The following is a 14,926-nucleotide window of genomic DNA, read 5'->3' as shown; positions in this document are numbered from 1 at the left end:
ATCAACGAATCGGCGATTCCCAGCCTTTGGCCATCATCTGGCCCGGTCGGTTCCCGATGCCAAGCTTAGCGCGCCCAGGTCTGCTCAAGCTGCTGCGGCGTGTCGCCATCACCCTGCTGGCGGCCATCGTCCTGCTGTGGCTGGCCGACCGCATCTGGCCCTTGCCCATGCCGGGCGATGACCTGGCGCGGGTGGTGCTGGCCGAGGACGGCACGCCGCTGTGGCGCTTCGCCGACGCCGATGGCGTGTGGCGCTACCCGGTCGGCCCGGACGAGGTCTCGCCGCTGTACCTCGAAGCCTTGCTCGCCTACGAGGACCGTTGGTTTTATCACCACCCCGGGGTCAACCCCATGGCCCTGGCCCGGGCGGCCTGGCTCAACCTGCGCGGCGGGCGGGTGGTGTCCGGTGGCAGCACCCTGTCGATGCAGGTGGCGCGCCTGCTCGACCCGCACGACCGCACCCTGGCCGGCAAGCTGCGGCAGTTGTGGCGCACGGCGCAGTTGGAGTGGCACCTGTCCAAGGCCGAGATCCTGCAGCTGTACCTGAACCGGGCGCCGTTTGGCGGCACCTTGCAGGGCGTGGCCGCGGCCAGCTGGGCCTACTTGGGCAAGTCGCCCAAGCACCTGACCCCGGCTGAGGCCGCACTGCTCGCCGTGTTGCCCCAGGCGCCGAGCCGCCTGCGCCCGGACCGTCATCCCGAGCGCGCCCAGCGCGCCCGGGACAAGGTGCTGCAGCGCCTGGCCGAGTACCAGGTGTGGCCGGCCCAGCGCATCGACGAGGCCCGCGAAGAGCCGCTGTTGCTGGCGCCGCGCCAGGAGCCGGCACTGGCGCCCTTGCTCGCCCGACGCCTGAACACGCCGGACAGCCCGCCGCTGATCCGCACCACCCTCGACGCCGCCCTGCAACGGCGCCTCGAAGACCTGCTGATGGGCTGGCGCGCGCGTCTGCCCGAGCGCACCTCGGCGGCGCTGCTGGTGGTGGAGACCCAGAGCATGGCGGTGCGCGCCTATCTCGGCTCCATCGACCTGAGTGACGAGCGCCGCTTCGGCCATGTGGACATGATCCACGCCCTGCGCTCGCCCGGCTCGACCCTCAAGCCATTCCTCTACGCCATGGCCATGGACGATGGCCTGATTCATTCCGAATCGCTGCTGCAGGATGTGCCCCGGCGTTATGGCGACTACCGTCCCGGCAACTTCTCCATGGGCTTCAGCGGTCCGGTGTCGGCCAGCTCGGCGCTGGCGCTGTCGCTCAACCTGCCGGCGGTGCAGTTACTCGAGGCCTACGGCCCGAAACGCTTCGCCGCGCAGATGCGCATGGGCGGCATGCCGCTGGTGCTGCCGCCGCTGGCCGAGCCGAACCTGTCGCTGATCCTCGGTGGCGCGGGCAGCCGCCTGGAGGACCTGGTCGGTGGCTATGCCGCGTTCGGCCGAGGCGGCAACAGCGCGAAGATTCGCCTGCAACCCCAGGACCCGCTGCTGGAGCGCCGCCTGCTATCGCCGGGCTCGGCCTGGATCACCCGGCGCATTCTCAGCGGCCTGGCCCGGCCGGACCGCGATCCCCATGCCGAACTGGTGCAGCGCCCGCAACTGGCCTGGAAGACCGGCACCAGCTATGGCTTTCGCGATGCCTGGTCGGTGGGCGTGGGCCCGCGTTACCTGATCGGCGTGTGGATCGGCCGCCCCGATGGCACCCCGGTGCCGGGCCAGTTCGGCCTGGCCTCGGCGGCGCCGCTGATGCTGCAGGTGCACGACTTGCTGAGCAATCGCGACAGCCAACGTGGCATCGAGGTACCGGTCGAGCCGGTGCCGGCGTCGGTGGGGGTGGCGGCGATCTGTTGGCCCCTGGGCCAGCCGATGAACCGCCAGGACTCCAACTGCCGCCGCCAGCGTTTCGCCTGGACCCTGGACGGCACCACCCCGCCGACCTTGCTGGCGGCCGACCAGCCTCTGGGACTGGGTTTGCGCGAGACGGTGTGGCTCAACGACCAGGGACTGCGCGTTGATGCCGGTTGCCCAGCTGCCAAGGCCCACGATGTCGCCTTGTGGCCGGCCCCGCTGGAACCCTGGCTGCCCCGGGCCGAGCGCCGTGCTGCGCGGCTGCCCGCCGTGGATCCGGCCTGCCCGCCACAGCTGGTGGCCAGCGCGCCGCCGCTGTCGATCGTCGGTGTGCGCGCCGGCGACAACCTGCGCCGCCCGGCCACCAGTCACGAGCCTTTGCAGTTGCGGGTGTCGGCCTTGGGCGGCGCGGGGCGACGCTGGTGGTTCCTGAATGGGCAGCCGTTGGGCGAGACCCAGGGGCAGGACAGTCTGCCGATACGTTTCGAACAGGCCGGCAGCATCGAGTTGAGTGCGTTGGATGAAAGTGGCGAGACGGCGCGGGTGGCGTTTCAGGTCAGCGAATGAACCTGCTGGGTGAAAGGGCTGCAACGCAGCCCCAAAGTATCGATCAGTGCTTCATGCCGAGCTCGGCATCATCCATCAATGCCTTGGCCAGCGCGCTCAGGTAGTACGAAGCCCAGAGCAGTTGGGGTTTTTCCTCCATGATCCCGGTGATGGTCAGGTCGCGTACGCAGCCCATCAGCTCTGACGCCTGGTCGCGCGCGTGCTGGCAGGGGATGCCGGGCTCGATGCAGAACAGCGGGTCGGTCATGCCTTCGCCTTGGTAGAACTTGGTCTTGCCGGCGGTGGTGGGGGTGTTGTCTGTGGTCATGATTTTTCTCCCTGAAAGGGTCGGTGCCTGTGCGGACGCTATCGCGGGGCAAGCCCGCTCCCACGCAGCTGAGTTCTACGCAGGCCTGGCGTGGGAGCGGCGGTTCGCCGCTGCGACTTGCCCCGCGATTGGGCTTAATGCAACGTCGGCGCCTGCGCTGGCATCTGTACCTGGATCAATGCCGCTTCGAGCAACACACGCAGCGACTCCATTTCATGCATCGACGCCATCATCAACACGGCAGCCGGCGACCTGGGTTTGAGCTGTATGGCGTGATGGGCCACGGTCAAGGCGCACAGGGCGTATTCGGTGGCCTGGATGAGGGTGTCTTCGAGGGAGTGAGGGTTGTGGGGTGGATCGGGGACAATCTTCAGCATGATGAATCCTCAATTTGAGATGGAACCATCACCATTCGCTGTCAAACAAAGGGTGGCAGCTGTACGTGGGTTGACAGACCGGTCAAATAGAGGAAACCCGGCGCACCCGAAGATGCCCCACGCACAACCGCCATAGCGGCATAGCCATGCGTTCGTATTTGAGTCGGCCTGTCAAAGCCGGTCGCTGATTGTGCAGCGACTGCCCGAGACTAGAGGCCAACTCAGAGCGCCGCAATGGCTTGAAAGGGCTTGGGAGTATGTTTGGGAAATGGACTACAGGGAATGGGGAAAGTCTTATAAATAGGTGCTCATTTTGAAACCGCTGGGGCTGCTTTGCAGCCCTTTCGCGGCACGAGGCCGCTCCTACAATGGGAACGCGATTCCTGTAGGAGCGGCCTTGTGCCGCGAAAGGGGCGCGTAGCGGCCCCAGCATTCTGTCAGCCACCCGTACTAATGATTTATGACTAGCTCTTTCGACACTGTGCGCTGTCCACCAAACGAAACTAGCTGAAATTCATACGCTTATGCTCCATCCCCAGCCCTCTCCCACAGGTACTAACACCAAGTTGCAATCTACCCGTCTCGCCCCCCTCGGCTTTCACTGCTGGTAGCAAGCACAACAACCAGCAGCGGGAGTCTTCCCATGAACACTCAAGCGTGGATCAAGGCCGCAACGGCGCTGACGATGGTCATGTCCCTGGGCCTTACCGGTTGCAGCAGTGGCGGTGGCGGGCATCACAGCGAGGTCGACGGCTCCTCGGCCGACGGCGGCACGGGTGCAGGCGCGGGAGCTGGAGGCTCGGGCGGCGGGGCCGGTGACGGTGGCGCAGGCACCGGTGGTGGTGGCAGCACCCCGGGCGATGGCAGCGCAGGCACCGGTGGGGGCAGCGGCGGCTCCGGCGGCGGCACCACACCCGGCGGCGGCGATGGCGGAACCGGTGGAGGCACGACACCCACCGCCCTGGTCACCGGCCAGGTGGTCGATCAGCTGGGCAACACCGTCTCCGGCGTTGGCGACGGTGTGAGCAACCTCGGCCAGGTAATCGGCTCGCTGCCCATCGCCGGCGACACCTCGTTGACCGGCGGTGTGGGCACGCTGGTGTCATCCACCGGCAACGCGGTGAACAGTGTCGGCAGCGGCCTGAGCGATGGCCTGGGGCAACTGGGCACTGGCAACAATGCCGTGGGCACCACCGTCGGGGTAGTCGGCGCGGCCACCGCCGACCTGGGCACGGGCGTCTCTGGCCTTGGCCAGGGCGTGACCGGCCTGGCCAGCAATGGGCCGGTCGAGCAGGTACCCGTGGTCAACCAACTGGTCGCCGGGGCCGGGCAGGGCGTCGACCGGGTCGGCCAGGCCGTGACCATGCTTGGCAACACCCTCTCGCCGGTTGGCACCAGCGGCCCACTGGCCGGGGCGACCCAAGGCGCGAGCGATGCCCTGGTGCCAGTGGTCTCGCTGGTGGAAAACACCACGGCCAACGTCACCCGGCAGACCGGGCTCGCCGGCCCGTTCAACCAGACGTTGAATCAAACCGGCACCGCCTTGAACCAGGCCGGCCTGCAACTGGCTGGCACGGGCAATCCACTGGGCACCACGCTCGGGCAGGCGGTCGCCAACACTGGCACCTCCGTGAGCACCGCCAGCGGGCTGGCGCCCGTTACCGGCGGCCCGCGCACTGGGCTGCTGGAAACCGCTGGCGGCGTAGTGGCCGGTGCCGGTAGCGGCCTGGCCGCGAGTATTGGCAGCCCGACCGTAAGTGGTATCGGCGGCAGCCTGGTGCAGGCGGGCAACAGCGTCGCCAGCCTGGGCCCGGTGCTCGGCGGCAACGGCGTGACCAACACGGCGGCAGGCACCCCTGCCGCGGCGCTGACTCAGCAGGTGGGCTCCGGGCTCAATCCGGTGGTCGCCGGTGTGTCCAGCGTGACCCAGCAGGTCGGCGCCAGCACAGGCGTGGGAGCACCGGTGGCCGGGTTGTTGAACCAGGTCGGTGGCGCGGTGGGCAGCGTCGGTACGCAATTGACCGACGCCACCGCCAACCCGACGGTCAGCCAGCTGGGCGCGACGGTGACCGCGGTGGGCGCAATGGTCGGCCAGGCCGGCACCCTGGTCAATGCCAACGGCACGCAGGGCGGCCTCGGCGGTGCGCTGAGCGGCGTGACAGGCGCCCTGGCAGGCGGGCAGCGCTGACGCGACGGGCTACGCTCAAGGTGAGCGAGACCGACCGGTGCGCCGGTCGGTCACCCTGCCACCCGTGGATCATGGAGTGTCCGAATGCGCCGATGGCTGGTGACGATGCTGGCGCTGTCCGTGGCCAGTCTGGCCCGGGCCGAGCCCTTGCCGAGTTTCCTCAACAGCAACGAGACCGAGCGCCGCCTGCCCACGCCGAACCTCCCGGTGGACGCCTATCGTCCCGGCCCCGCCGGCCTGCGCGTACCCACCGTGGACAACGCACGCCAATCGCCCTTGCTGATGAGCACGCGGGTGGCGGTGCGCAAGGTGCGCTTCGAAGGCGGCACCGTCTACCCCTTGAGCGACCTGCGCGAACACTACCAGCCGCTGATCGGTCGCGAGGTGACCCTCGCCGAGCTGATCGAGGTCACCCGCCGCCTGACCCAACGCTACCAGCAGGACGGCTACCTGCTGTCGTACGCCTACCTGCCGCCCCAGGACTTCGTCGATGGCCGGGTGCGGGTGGTGCTGGTGGAGGGCTATATCCACGACTATCAGGTCGAGGGCGATATTGGCGCGGCGCGGGCTTACCTGGACCAGCTGATGGAGCGCCTCAAGGCCGAGCGCCCGCTGACCCGCGAAAGCTTCGAGCGCTACACCAGCCTGGCCGGGCGTATCCCCGGGGTGACCTTCCAGGCCCAGGTGCCGCCCCCGGCCACCAGCGATGGCGCGACCCGGCTGCTGGCCCAGGTCTCGCGCAAACCGTTCACCACCACCCTGAGCCTCAATGACGGCAGCCGCGACGACCTGCAGGCGCTGCTCGGTGCCAGCAGCAACGCGCAGACCCGTTTTGCCGAGCAACTGAGCGCCAGCGTGCTGGTGCCGCCCGGCGAGGACAAGGAGCACTACTACCGCCTCGACTACAGCCAGTTCCTCGACGCCGAGGGTTCGCGGCTGCTGCTGTCGGCCTCGCGCTATCGCAGCGACCCCAAGGCGCGCATCCGCCTGGACAACGGCATCGACCTGACCCAGCACCGCGAGAACGAACGCTACTCGGTGGGCATCAGCCAGTCGTTGATCGCCTCGCCCAGCGAATGGCTGGAGGTGGTCGGGCGCTTCTACGTGGTCAACGACCAAATCGACTACCAGGTGGTGGGCTTTCCGCTGCGGCTGGACAGCGAGACCGATATTCGCGCGCTGTCCTTCGAAGGTGACTGGCGCAAGGCTGAGGCGCGGCGACTGCGTATCCTCAGTGCCGGGGTCTACCAGGGCCTCGACCGCCTGGGGGCGAACACCAATGCCGACTATGACCTGGATTTTTTGCGGTTGCGGGTATCGGGCGTGCAGAGCGACAACTTCACCGACAACTGGCAGGGCGTGGCCTCGGCGGCGGCCTACTGGAGCAACGACAGCTTGCCCGACAGCGAGCGGGCGGTGTTCGGCGGGCAGAACTTCGGGCGCGGTTACCCCAGTGACCAGGGCTCGGGCGACAAAGGCTGGGGGCTGGCCTACGAGGTCAACTACAGCTTCCACCGCGACGGTGGATGGCTCAAGGTCGTGCAGCCGTACGTGGCGCTCGACACGGCGCGGGCCTGGTTCAACGAGCTGGACGTGAAGGACACGAAGATGTCATCGGCGGCGCTGGGGCTGCGGTTTGGCGATATGCGCTACTACAACATCGCGGTCGAGGTGGCCAAGCCGATGTCGGACATCGCCCTGGACAGCTTCAACCGGCGGCCACGGCTGAACCTGAGTTTCAGTTATCAATTGTAGGAGCGCAAGGCTTGAGGTTGTTGCGCCAGCTATTTAACGGCCTGCATCAACGGCTTGGGAAACAGGTTCTCCAGCGTCTCGAGCAGGCGCGCGTGATAGATCGGCTTGCGGAACAGGTCGAGCACCTGCAGCCGCAGCAGGTCGCTGACATCGTCCATGTCGGCATGTCCGGACATGACGATCACCGGTAGGTGCTGGCGTGCGGTGTGGTCGCGCAGGCGCTGCACCAAGCCCAGGCCGCTCTCCTCGGGCATGCGCAGGTCGGTGATCACCAGGGCGACATCGGGGTGGCGGGTCAGCTGCTGCAGGGCGCCGCGCACCGAGGTGGCGGTGTGGCAACAGAAACCCTCGTTCTCCAGCAGTTCGGCCAGCTCCAGCAGGGCCTCTTCCTCGTCGTCCACCAGCAGGATCTGTTGACGCAAGGAAGAGGTCGGCATGGTCGGCTCCTGGTAGTGGGACTACACGTCATGCAGGTGCTGCGCGATCACTGGGTGATCGCGGTCTGGATGGTGGTCATGATCGCCGACACCTCGGTCGAGATCGGCGTGACGAAGCCGGCCAGTATCACCGCCACCATCGCCGCGATCACTGCGTATTCGATACCGGAGGCGCCGTCCTTGCGCTGGAGGAAAGTCTTCACATGGATGAGGATCTGTTGCAGCAGCATGGCACTACTCCTTGCGCTCGATGGGCGCCGGTCGGCGGGGCTTGATAAGTGATACCCCTTTGCCATCAGAGCATCGCCAAGCCGTGGCGACGTGCAAATGTAAGAAAGCATTAATACAAAAGTATTGGTTGCAATTGACGATGCTAAGTTTTTGTTTTGCCGACGCGTCAATTTCATGGCTCTAAAAATGCGGTACAGGTAATGGCGAAAGATAGCGGCTCAGCTACCGTCCAATAGCGAAATAGTTACCTTTTGCCATCATTGGTCCCAGGCGTAGGGGAGAGCGCAGATGAGCAGTCGCCTGACCATGATCCTCGCCGGCCTGTTTCTGATCGCGGCCTTGCTTGCCGGTTACTGGGGTCTGCGTTTGAGCCATCCGGCCGAATCGGCGCCGGCGCCATTGCCCCCCTCCGGTGAAGCGGTGATTCCCGCCGCGCCGGTCCCCGTCGCTCCTCCCGAACCGCCACGTTCACCCATCGTGGTGCTGCGCAGGGCGGTACCGGCCAACACCCCCTTGAGCGAGGATGATGTGCTGGTCGAACGTCTGCAGGTGGTACCCGCCGGCGCCTTCCAGCAACTCGACCAGGTGCTTGGACGTCGCAGCTCGCGTCCCTTGGCGGCAGGCAGTTGGCTGGACGAGTCGAGCTTCCAGGCCGGTGGCCCGCTGGCGCGGATGATCCGCCCCCACGAGCGCGCCGTGGCGGTGGCCGTCGACGATGTGAGCGGCGCCGCCGGGCAGTTGCGCCCAGGAGACTTCGTCGACGTGCTGCTGTTCCTGCGTGAAGAGAACAACAACCCGCAGTCCTCCGCCCAGGTGGTGCTGCGGGCCCTGCGCGTGCTCAGCGTCGACCAGCAGACCGGGCTGGCCAACGACGGGCGCCCGGCGCAAACGGTCGAAGAACAGAAGGCCCGGCGCGAGCAGCAATCGCTGAACAGCAACACCACCCGCACCGTGAGCCTGGCCGTGCCCGAAGCCTTGGCCAGCCGTCTGATGCTGGCGGCCCAGGCCGGGACTTTGCGCCTGGCGGTGCGCAGCGCCGACGAGCCCCTGCTGGCGGCCTACTGGTCCGGCCAGGATGCCAGCTCGCAGCTGCAGCGCGCCAACCGCGACCTCTATCGCTTCAGTCAGCTGTCCCAGGTGCCCCTGGCCAGCCAGGCGGTCGCCGCCGCGGCCGGTGCGCCGACGATGCAGATCATTCGCGGCGCCCAGAGCGGCGATAACAACAAGTCTCCCTGAACCGGCAAGGATGCGATCCATGCGTAGTTCTTTGCGTGTTACTCCACGAGGCGGATTGACCCTGACCCTGCTGGCGCCGACGGCGCAGGCGGCGGCCAAGGGTTGCACGGCGTTCGGTCAGTTGCACAGCCTGATCGGCTCGCCCGGCATTCCCCTCGACAACAGCGTCTTCACCATCGTCTGGGTCCATGGCGGGTTGTCCCAATGAACGAAAGCCTGAACCAGACCTACCTGGCCTTGACCCGCACCGACGAGGACCTGCACTGGCTGCAGGGCGCGCTGGCGCCGCTGGGGCAGGTGATCGGCGCCAGCAGTCCGAACCTCGACGAGCTGCTGGCGCTGGTCGACATGACTTTCAGCAACCTGGTGTTCATCGGCCTGGACCGCGAGCAGTTGATCGGCCAGTGCGCGCTGATCGAGGGCATGCTCGAAGCCAAGCCGATGCTGGCCATCGTCGCCCTCGGCGATGGCATGGATAACCAGCTGGTGCTGCATGCCATGCGTGCCGGCGCCCGCGACTTCGTCGCCTATGGCTCGCGGGCCAGCGAGGTGGCGGGGCTGGTGCGGCGCCTGGGCAAGCGCCTGCCGACGGCCACCAGCAACCCCAGCCTGGGCGGCCTGACCGTGCTCTTCGGCACCCAGCGCGGCGCCGACGGCGCGCTGCTCACCACGCACCTGGCGCGGGTGGTGCAAGAGAGCGGCCAGCAGACCCTGCTGCTCGACCTCGGCCTGCCTCGGGGCGACAGCCTGGCGCTGCTGGGTCTGGAGGCCTCGTTCCATTTCGGTGATGCGCTGCGCCATCTGCGCCGGCTCGACACGACCCTGATCGACAGCGCCTTCACCCGCGACAAGGGCGGCCTGCGCATCCTCGCCTACGCCGACAACGACGAGGCCCTGGCACAGTCCAGCGCCGCCGAGCTGTACATGCTGCTCGGCGCCTTGCGCCAGCACTTCCAGCACATCGTCGTGAACCTCACCGGCCAGGCCGACAGCGAGGCCCTGCGCACCATCGTCAGCCACTGCGACAAGCTGATCGTCTACACCGACCAGAACATCCTCGACTGCCGGCGCAACCTGGACGTGCTCGAACAGTGGCGCGACCGCGGCATCAAGCTGGAGCATGCCAGTTTGCTGGTGGACCGCTACCTACGCCATGTGGCGCCGGATGCAGATGCCCTGGCCAAACGCTACGGGCTGGCCCTGCTCAAGGTCATGCCCTACAGCCCGGAGGTGCGCCTGAACGCCAAGAACCAGGGCCTGAGCCTGTTCGAGCTGGCCCCGCGCGAAGGCCTGACCCAGGCCCTGCGCGGCCTGGGCGAACGCCTGGCACGGCGCTCGGAAACCCTGGCGCCGGCAGGCCAGGGCTGGCTCAACCGGCTATGGGGCAACCGATGAGCAACGAAGAACCCTTTGGCGGGCCGCGCCATGCGGCCAGTGATCCGCAGGTGCTCAAGCGCGCCCTGCACCGGCATGTCATCGACGCCATCGAGGACAGCGGCCGCAACCTGCTCGAAGGGGCGCGCCCGGTGCTGGCGCAGTTCGTCCTGGAACAGGTGGGCGACTATGTGGCGCGCCTGCGCCTGGCCTTGTCGCGCTACGAGATGGAGCGCCTGGCCGAGGAGATCGTCGACGAGTTGACCGGCTATGGGCCGCTGGAGGTGCTGCTGCGCGACCCGAGCGTCACCGAGATTCTGGTCAACGGCCCGTACCGGGTGTTCGTCGAGCGCGCGGGACTTTTGCAACAGACCGACCTGCGCTTCATCGACGCCCACCATGTCGAGCGCGTCATGCAGCGCATCCTCGCGCCCCTCGGGCGGCGCCTGGACGAGTCGTCGCCGATGGTCGACGCGCGCATGCCCGACGGCAGCCGGGTCAACGCGATCATCCCGCCGGTGGCCCTGGATGGGCCTTGCCTGTCGATCCGCAAGTTCCGCCAGGACATGCTCAAGAGCGCCGACCTACTGGCCACCCGGGCCATCGACCAGTCGATCTACGACTTCCTCGAACGCGCCGTGGGCCGGCGCTGCAACATCCTGGTCAGCGGCGGCACCGGCACCGGCAAGACCACCTTGCTCAATATCCTCAGCCAGATGATCGCGCCCCAGGAACGCCTGGTGACCATCGAGGACGTGGCCGAACTGCAACTGCACCACCCGCATGTGGTGCGCCTGGAGACCCGTCCGCCGAATGCCGAGGGCCATGGCGAGATCAAGGCCAGCGAGTTGATCCGCAACGCCCTGCGCATGCGCCCCGACCGCATCATCCTCGGCGAGATCCGCGGCGCCGAGGTGCTCGATGTGATGACCGCGATGAACACCGGCCACGACGGCTCGATGAGCACGGTGCACGCCAACACTGCCCAGGACGCGCTGCTGCGCCTGGAGACCCTGGTCGGCCTGACCGGCCGCCAGGTGGCCGAGAAGACCCTGCGGCAGATGATCTGCGCGGCGCTGGACGTGGTGATCCAGCTGACCCGCCTGGCCGATGGCCGGCGCTGCGTCAGCGAGGTGCTGGAGGTGGTCGGTGTGCGCGACGATGTGTATGTCACCAACACCCTGTTCCGCCTCGACCGGCGCAGCGGCGACGGCTTCCTGCGCGAGGCGCCGAACCCGGCCGGCAACAAGCTGCGCCACGAGGGTGTGCTGTGATGGGCCCGCTGCTGCTGGCGCTGTCGCCGTTGTGCCTGGGCATGGCGCTGCTGCTGTTGCGCCTGGGCCTGTACAAGCGTGGCGAGGAGCGCATCCTCGAACGCCTGGGCCGGGCCTACCGCGCTGTGCGCAGCGGCAATCCCCGGCGCGACTGGCTCGACCCGCTGCTGCAGCGGGCGGGCCTGGCCCATGCCGACTTTTCCCCCAGACCGTGGCTGTTCGCCTGGCTGGCGCTGACCCTGCTCGCCGGTCTGGTTGCGGGTTGGGTGGCGGCGTCGATGGTGCTGTTCGGCCTGCCGCTGCTCGGTCACCTCTACCTGGCCTGGCGCTGCCGGCGGCGCCTGCAGCAGATCGTCCAGCAACTGCCCGGCCTGCTTGACTACAGCGTGCGCAGCCTCAAGGCCGGTCGCACCCTGAACGAGGCGGTGCTCGGCGGCGTCGACAGTACCCGCGAGCCGCTGCGCTCGGCGATGCTGCGGGTGCGGCGCAACGTGCAACTGGGCGTGCCGTTGGAGGATGCGGTCAACGAACTCGCCGAACTCTATGGCCAGGCCGAACTGCGCATGTTCGCCCTGGGGTTGCGCATCAATCAGCGCCACGGCGGCAATGCCAGCGAGCTGATGGAGAACCTGATAAAGCTGATCCGCGAGCACGAGCAGGGCGACCGGCAACTGCGCGCCATGACCGGCGAGACCCGCATCACTGCATGGATCCTCGGCGCGCTGCCGCTGGCCATGGTTGGCTACTTCCTGTTCGCCAACCCCACCTACCTGTTGGCCATGTGGCACGACCGCAGCGGGCAACTGATGCTGCTGTTCGCCTTTGTCCTGCAGGCCGTCGGCTGCCTGGTGTTGTGGCGCATGATGAGGAGCCTGTGAGCATGGCCATGTTGCTCTGCGCGCTGTTCCTGTTCGCCGCGTTCGTGCTGTTGGCCTTGCAGGTCGCCCGGCAGTGGCGGGCCCGGCAACGGGTGGCGCGGCGTCTGCAGGGGCGGTTGGCCCGTGACGAACGGCTCGGCGACTGGCTGCAGTGGCTGGGCAGCAGCCCGTTGGGGCGACGCCTGCAACGGCTGGATGGCGAGACCCAGGCGCTGCTCGATCGCCTGGGCTGGCGGCGCAGCCGACAACGGGCGCTGTTCGCCGCCGTGCAGCTGGGCTTGCCGCTGCTGGCGGTGAGCGTGGCGCTGCTGTTGGCCCATGGCCTGCCCGGGGAAAACCGCGGGCACTGGGGCGTGCTGGTGCTCTGCGCGATGGGCGCGGGCTACCTGCTGCCCAAGCGCCTGCTGGTGCTGGCGGCGGCGCGGCGTCAGCGGCAGATCGCCCAGGAGGTGAGCCTGCTGATCCCGCTGTTGCGCATCCTCTTCGAAACCGGGCTGGCGGTGGAGCAGGCCCTGCGGGTGCTGGCCCATGAAGGTCGTAGCCTGGTGCCGAACATCAGCGACGAATTGCGCCTGGTCCTGCAGCGGGTCGATTCCGGCCTGGCCCTGGGCCCGGAGCTGGAAAAGACCGCGCGCCTGCTGGCGGTGGACGAGTTGATCGACACCTGCGTCATCCTCCAGCAACTGCTGGTGCAGGGCAGTGGCTCGATGAAGTCACTGCTGGCGCTCAAGGAGTTGCTCGACGACCGGCGCCTGACTGGCTTGCAGGAACGGGTGTCGAAGATGTCGGCGAAGATGTCGGCGGTGATGATGGTGTTCCTGTTCCCGGCGCTGCTGATCGTCCTGGCCGGGCCAGGTTTTTCCGCGCTGGCGCGGGCCTTGGGTTCATGAACATGGAATGTAGGAGCGGCCTGGTGCCGCGAATGGGCCGCAGAGCGGCCCCGCAATCTCGACATCAACGCTGGAACCCTGCTCCCTGCGCGACAGCGTAGCCAGTAGGGGCTGTGTGATCTCCTACAAAGCACAAGGTCAATGCGTGGTAAACCGCTGATGCACCGGCGACGAACGCGGGGTCAACGCCAGCGCCAGCTGCGTGCGGTTGTGCATGTGAGTCAGGCGCAGCACCTGCGACACGTACAGCTTCACCGTGTTTTCGGTGATGCCCAGCTCGCAGGCGATCTGGTAGTTGGTCTTGCCCTTGCTCACCAGGCGGGCCACCTCAAGCTGGCGCGGTGACAGCTTCTCGAAGGCGGCAGGCAGCTCCGCCTCGCCCTCCTCGGCATCGCTGGCGCGGCGGTGGGTGCCCTGGCCACGGGCTTTTTCCAGGTCCTGGTAGAGGTCGTCGATGGACTCGGCCAGCTCCTGCAGGCGCTGGTTGAGGCTGCCCAGTTCGCGGAAGTTGCGGCGCCGTTCGAGCAGCGCCGCTTCCTGGCGGCGCACGCCCTCGAGCAATTCGTCCAGGTCCATGGGTTTCTGGTAGTAGTCGGCGAAGCCCTCGCGCAGGGCGCGGATCACGTCCTGCTTGTCGGCGCGGCCGGTCAGCATGATCGCCTCGAACATGCGCTGCGGCCCGGCGATCTGCTTGAGGGTGCGGACCAGCTCGATGCCATCGCGCTCGGGCATGTGCAGGTCGCACAGGATCAAGCCGATGGTCTCGTCGGCCTTGTAGCAGTCGATGGCCTGCCCGGTGGAATGGGCGGGGACACACCGGTAGCCCTCGCTTTCGAGAAATTCGCACAACTCTTCGACGATCACTGGCTGGTCGTCGACCACCAGCACTTTCACCTCACTGACGGACTTGTTCACGATCAACTCCCTGTTGTATCGGCTCTGCTCCCGGGCCAGAGGCTCTGGCAGGTAGAAAAGTAGTCGCACTTTGCAATTATGTACATGCGCCTTGCCCTTCGAAGCAGCCCATCGGTCGGTTATTGGATCCAGACGGCCGTCAGCAGGAAGCCGGCCAGCACGTAGGGGGCAAAGGGCTGCTTGTCGCCGACCTGTTCGGCCAGCGCCTGCAGGCGCTTTTTCACCTTGGGATTGAGCAGGGTCCACAGGCGCCGCCGCCCGAACATCCAGGCCAGCACGGTGACCCCGGCGCCGATGAACGTGCCAAGCACGTACTGCGGACTGGTGGCCAGGGCCAGGGCGCCCATCAGCTTGACGTCGCCGGCGCCGAAGCGGCCGAGCATGTAGCCGGGCAGGGTAAGCAGCATGACGATGGCCAGGGCCCAGCCGGCTTCGCTGGCGTCGGCGCCGATCCAGCTGCGTCCGGTGGCGAACAGCCAGGCCAGGGCGCACGCCGCGACCCCGAGGGTCAGGGCGTTGGAGATTTGCCGTTCACGGACATCTTGTTCGGTGCACAAGGCAAGCCACATCAGGAGAACAATGCTTTGCATTGGCAAATTGCCATCCCTATTCGTTGAACGGTTCTATGCTTTCAGACAGGTCTCACAGTCAGGGTAGAC

The 14,926-nt window shown here is 67.3% G+C and carries 15 protein-coding genes; 9 read left to right on the top strand and 6 right to left on the bottom strand.

Annotated elements, in window-relative coordinates; all coding sequences use genetic code 11:
* Positions 1-56: 56 nt before the first annotated feature.
* Positions 57-2,405, top strand: coding sequence for a peptidoglycan glycosyltransferase PbpC (gene pbpC, locus HU735_RS20375; RefSeq protein ID WP_186714972.1), 2,349 nt, complete (start codon positions 57-59; stop codon positions 2,403-2,405).
* Between the two features lie 43 nt (positions 2,406-2,448).
* Here the strand turns inward: pbpC and HU735_RS20370 are convergent, their stop codons facing one another.
* Together HU735_RS20370 and HU735_RS20365 are read right to left on the bottom strand one after the other, a co-directional pair.
* Positions 2,449-2,712 (bottom strand): DUF3077 domain-containing protein, encoded by a 264-nt coding sequence (locus HU735_RS20370; protein ID WP_102685470.1) that lies wholly within the window; start codon positions 2,710-2,712, stop codon positions 2,449-2,451.
* Positions 2,713-2,846: 134 nt separating this feature from the next.
* Positions 2,847-3,089, bottom strand: coding sequence for a hypothetical protein (locus HU735_RS20365; protein ID WP_050703611.1), 243 nt, complete (start codon positions 3,087-3,089; stop codon positions 2,847-2,849).
* Between the two features lie 643 nt (positions 3,090-3,732).
* On the opposite strand from HU735_RS20365, the gene HU735_RS20360 reads away from it, so the two are divergent.
* Together HU735_RS20360 and HU735_RS20355 are read left to right on the top strand one after the other, a co-directional pair.
* Entirely contained in the window at positions 3,733-5,277 is a 1,545-nt protein-coding gene (locus HU735_RS20360) for a collagen-like triple helix repeat-containing protein (protein WP_186714971.1), read from the top strand.
* Positions 5,278-5,361: 84 nt separating this feature from the next.
* Entirely contained in the window at positions 5,362-7,032 is a 1,671-nt protein-coding gene (locus tag HU735_RS20355; protein WP_186714970.1) for a ShlB/FhaC/HecB family hemolysin secretion/activation protein, read from the top strand.
* Positions 7,033-7,061: 29 nt separating this feature from the next.
* On the opposite strand, the gene HU735_RS20350 is transcribed toward HU735_RS20355, so the two are convergent.
* Both HU735_RS20350 and HU735_RS20345 read right to left on the bottom strand, forming a co-directional pair.
* Positions 7,062-7,469, bottom strand: coding sequence for a response regulator (locus HU735_RS20350; RefSeq protein ID WP_050703614.1), 408 nt, complete (start codon positions 7,467-7,469; stop codon positions 7,062-7,064).
* Positions 7,470-7,516: 47 nt separating this feature from the next.
* Positions 7,517-7,699, bottom strand: a complete 183-nt coding sequence (locus HU735_RS20345) for a Flp family type IVb pilin (protein WP_186714969.1) — start codon at positions 7,697-7,699, stop codon at positions 7,517-7,519.
* Between the two features lie 289 nt (positions 7,700-7,988).
* Between HU735_RS20345 and cpaB the strand changes: the two genes are divergently transcribed.
* Genes cpaB through HU735_RS20315 form a run of 6 tightly spaced genes read left to right on the top strand, consistent with a single transcriptional unit; the run spans position 7,989 to position 13,352 of the window.
* Positions 7,989-8,936, top strand: a complete 948-nt coding sequence (cpaB, locus tag HU735_RS20340) for a Flp pilus assembly protein CpaB (protein WP_186714968.1) — start codon at positions 7,989-7,991, stop codon at positions 8,934-8,936.
* Positions 8,937-8,955: 19 nt separating this feature from the next.
* On the top strand, positions 8,956-9,144 hold the full coding sequence (locus HU735_RS20335) for a hypothetical protein (RefSeq protein WP_186714967.1): 189 nt from the start codon (positions 8,956-8,958) through the stop codon (positions 9,142-9,144).
* Positions 9,141-10,331 carry a pilus assembly protein gene (locus HU735_RS20330; RefSeq protein ID WP_186714966.1) on the top strand — a complete coding sequence of 397 codons (1,191 nt, stop codon included), beginning with the start codon at positions 9,141-9,143 and terminating at the stop codon, positions 10,329-10,331. The genes HU735_RS20335 and HU735_RS20330 overlap by 4 nt, the downstream gene beginning before the upstream one ends.
* Positions 10,328-11,584 carry a CpaF family protein gene (locus tag HU735_RS20325; RefSeq protein WP_186714965.1) on the top strand — a complete coding sequence of 419 codons (1,257 nt, stop codon included), beginning with the start codon at positions 10,328-10,330 and terminating at the stop codon, positions 11,582-11,584. Before HU735_RS20330 ends, HU735_RS20325 begins: the two co-directional genes overlap by 4 nt.
* A complete protein-coding gene (locus HU735_RS20320) occupies positions 11,581-12,462 on the top strand; it encodes a type II secretion system F family protein (protein WP_186714964.1) in 882 nt (293 codons plus the stop codon). Before HU735_RS20325 ends, HU735_RS20320 begins: the two co-directional genes overlap by 4 nt.
* A gap of 2 nt (positions 12,463-12,464) precedes the next feature.
* Positions 12,465-13,352 (top strand): type II secretion system F family protein, encoded by an 888-nt coding sequence (locus HU735_RS20315; protein ID WP_186714963.1) that lies wholly within the window; start codon positions 12,465-12,467, stop codon positions 13,350-13,352.
* Positions 13,353-13,490: 138 nt separating this feature from the next.
* Here HU735_RS20315 and HU735_RS20310 read toward each other — a convergent pair whose 3' ends face one another.
* Positions 13,491-14,267, bottom strand: a complete 777-nt coding sequence (locus HU735_RS20310) for a response regulator transcription factor (protein WP_050703620.1) — start codon at positions 14,265-14,267, stop codon at positions 13,491-13,493.
* Positions 14,268-14,386: 119 nt separating this feature from the next.
* Positions 14,387-14,857: an A24 family peptidase gene (locus HU735_RS20305; protein ID WP_028691368.1), complete on the bottom strand. Its 471-nt coding sequence runs from the start codon at positions 14,855-14,857 to the stop codon at positions 14,387-14,389.
* Positions 14,858-14,926 lie beyond the last annotated feature (69 nt).

This window comes from Pseudomonas sp. BW16M2 (assembly GCF_014268865.1).
Taxonomy (GTDB): Bacteria; Pseudomonadota; Gammaproteobacteria; order Pseudomonadales; family Pseudomonadaceae; genus Aquipseudomonas; species Aquipseudomonas peradeniyensis.
This window is presented reverse-complemented; position numbering and strand designations above follow the sequence as displayed.